Origin of the sequence: Bradyrhizobium macuxiense (assembly GCF_001542415.1) — a bacterium.
GTDB classification, from domain to species: domain Bacteria; phylum Pseudomonadota; class Alphaproteobacteria; order Rhizobiales; family Xanthobacteraceae; genus Bradyrhizobium; species Bradyrhizobium macuxiense.
Genome location: NZ_LNCU01000005.1, coordinates 1 through 3,326 on the forward strand (window position 1 = coordinate 1; position 3,326 = coordinate 3,326).

Genomic DNA, 3,326 nt, shown 5'->3' on the forward strand with positions numbered 1-3,326 from the left:
GCCGCAGATCACGACGGACGAGATCGTCGAGCACGGCCCGCCAGGCTGCGGTGCTCTCGCCGCCCATACTCTTGATCGACAGCAGTATCTTCTGGCCATCCGCGCGAACCCCGATCACGACAAGCAGCGAGATCGCGGTCGCCTTGCGGTCGAGCCGAACCCGAACCACGGTGCCGTCGAGGATCAGCCGCACGATCGGCTCCTCAGCCAACGAGCGGGCATTCCAGGCGTCCCAGTCGCTCTTCACCTTGCGCCAGACCCGGCTCACCGTGTCCTTGCCGACGCTGCCCGCGAACAGCGCGCCCAGCGCCCGACGGACACGGCGCGTGTTGGTGCCGGACAGGTAAACATTGGCGATTAATGCATCGGCCGCCAACGTACGCCGCTGGTAGGCCCGCAGCCGATGGCTCTTCCACTCCCTCGTCGTGCCATCGGGGCTATCCAGCCGGGCACGCGGTACCGCGATCTCGACGGGACCGAAGCTGCCGGTCAGCGACCGCGTTCGGCTGCCGTGTCGGTGGCCTGTGACGGCGGTGGAGGCTTCCTCCTGGTCAGCCTTCCTGTGTTCGTAGCGCGGTCGCGCAAGCAGCGTGTCCAGTTCGTCCCGGATCAATTCCTCGATGAACTCTCGTACCCGTTCCCGTACCGCTCCTTCGATCGGATCAAACCAATCATCGAAAAGCTGGGGAGCCGTCTCGCCGCCGTCCTGCGGCACATCCGTCTTCGTGATATCGCTGATCATGGCGTGGTCTCCGATCCGGCGTTCCAACGCCGGCTGATTCGAGGTTTGATCACCCCGGAGACTACGCCACCCTCAATTCCAACCAACTTCCGGACGGGACCAAGAGCCCAGTCTCGCCGGGGAGAACACGTATAAGCCGTAACCCATCGCGCAGGGAAAGCCGGAGTGTTTCCGGTTACACCTGTGGTCCTACCTCCCGTGCTTTCCATTTTGCACGCGACCCATGGGTGCGATCGGCACCCGGTGTTGACATAGACCCACAACAGAGATGAGCGATCCTGCCCCGTACATCGAGGTTCAGGGAACCGTCGTCACCGGCATCGACCGTAACACCTGAAATCAGGTTCCGCAGGATCGCGATCTCCTCCGGGCCAGCCTTGCTCAGCTCGTCGCCAAGCCTATCGAGCACCNCCCGCCGATAGCGCTGGACGGCGGACGGCAGCAGCGCAATCACGTTGTCAGTCTGGATCGAGGCCAGCTCCGCAGAGACCTTGGCCTTCTCAGCCTCAAGCCCCTGCATGGCCGTCACGATCACTGATACCGACGATCCACCCGCCTTGATCGCCTCAACGAGGTTGGCAAGCTCCCGCTCGATATCGGCAAGCCGCCGTTCCATGGCTGGCCTTGCGCTGGTAGCAGCCGCCGTCAGCCTCCGACGCTCTTCGTTGTAGGTAGCTACGAATGCATTGATCAGCGTCGGGTTATCCAGATGCTCCCGGAGACCAGCCGAAACCTTCGCCAGAAGGTTATCGAGGTAGACGATCCTCGCATTGGGACATGAACCATTCTCACGATGGGAAGCACACTGGAGTCGAGCACGCCCGCCATGTAATCCAATGCTCTGCAGGCCAGCGCCGCAGCTCGCACACTTGATCAGGCCGGAGAGCAGATGCCTTGGCTTCCGAGCCGCCCTAGCTCCGGCCATAGCGCCAGTCCCCTCGCGAGGATCACTGCAGTTACGCCTTGTGCGGAGTGCCTGCACCTTATCGAACAGCTCGTCGTCAATGATCCTCAAATGCGGAACGGCCTTCCGCTTCCACTCGCCGACCGGATTAACGATCGTGCCGCGCCGACCAGTCTCCGGGTTACGATCCGCCGTCTTGCGAGTCCTGTTCCATGTCAGCACGCCATGATAGAGCGAGTTGCCGAGAACGCCATTCTCCCGACTCCGGCGTCCAAGCAATTCAGAGGCGGTCCACTTCTTTCCGCTTGGCGAAGGTATACAGCGCCCATTCAGCGAACCGGCAATCTCAGCCGCAGTCTTTCCAGCGGCGAAGTCGGAATAGATCGAACGCACGACCTCCGCTTCCGACTCCACAATCCGCAGGACGCCTTTTTCACCCGGCGTCGTTTCATAGCCGTAAAGCACAACGCCGCCTGCGTGACGGCCATCGGCGACGACACCGAACTGTCCGCGCCTTGTGTGATCGGCGAGGCCGGTCAAAAACAACTCGTTCATGATCGCCCGCACGCTCCCGGAGATGCGATCGATATAGCCGCTGCTCGTCAACAGCCTGATCCCGAGATAGCCGAGCGCTTCGCGGCAGGCATGAAAATCTGTCTGCGAACGACTAAGCCGGTCCTGATCCTCGACGACCAACACATCGAACTGCCGAGCCTTGGCGGCTTGCATGAGCCTGACAAAGCCCGGCCGATCGGCCTTCGAGCCGGATATCGCGCGGTCTTCGAAAACCTCGACTACTTGCAGGTTCTCGCGTTCAGCGATGGTACGGCATAAACTAATCTGATCGGCGATTGATCGGTCGCGCTGGCGATCGGAGGAAAATCGGGCATAAACAACAGCTCGTTTCATGGTCTCCTCATGGGGTTTGTCAACCCCTACAACGTGGAGTCTACCAGCGCATTCGGCAAGTCGGCGGTAACCGACTGGCCTGACTCAGATTTTTCCATAGATGGCCGACTTGTCCCTGCCTGACGTGCGAGGGCTGCAGATGTACGGCGGGAGTGGTCGCGCTGAACCAGTGCGGCCTCAGTTTGAGGCCCGACTGGATCGGCAGCGAGAGTGCCATCGTCGGCGCGAGTGCGTGACCGTGTTGCCCGACTCCGCCTCTGGTTAGCTGCCTCTGCTGTAGCATCCTCCCGCGCCAAGCGCCTCGCCAGCTCCCTGACGTAGGACAGCAGCTCTGCCGGAGGTTCTGTTTTGCAGAAGTGCAGGACGAGTGCGGTCATTCTACCACCCCCGCCCGCAATTCTCACAAATCACGGGTTGCCTCGATGAGAAGCTTAGCGCCCATCGGATTGATTGCCGGGATACAGGCAATGTGCAGCTCTTCCGCCGCTTTCAGATTGCCGTCTACAATGATGCTGCGAGCTAAATCGCTGCCCTTGAGCGGGATTGTGTGAAAGGTATCCTCGTCATCGAACCAAGCTGCGAAAGCCAAGTCGGCCTCTGCAACCATCTGAACGGCGATCTCTGCGCGGTCCTCGTGAGAGTATTCGAGCAGCCTGCTAGTCGTATCATCTGCGAGATCGGCGAGCAGTTCTCCGAACTCGTCGATCAGCCGTTCTTTGTTATCCATTTTGAAAATCCTCCAAGGGCGCATTGATCCTTGGGCCGACTTAT

General features: G+C 60.8%; 2 protein-coding genes and 1 pseudogene. All 3 read right to left on the minus strand.

Going from position 1 to position 3,326, the window contains the following annotated elements; translation table 11 throughout:
* On the minus strand, positions 1-742 hold a 742-nt coding region (locus AS156_RS00585), incomplete at its 3' end, for a transposase (protein WP_201455975.1).
* Positions 743-1,153: 411 nt separating this feature from the next.
* Positions 1,154-2,555 (minus strand): annotated as a pseudogene (locus AS156_RS45865) (recombinase family protein); the annotation flags it as partial.
* Positions 2,556-2,955: 400 nt separating this feature from the next.
* A partial coding sequence (locus AS156_RS00595; protein WP_210184207.1) for a hypothetical protein occupies positions 2,956-3,326 on the minus strand: 371 nt, incomplete at its 5' end.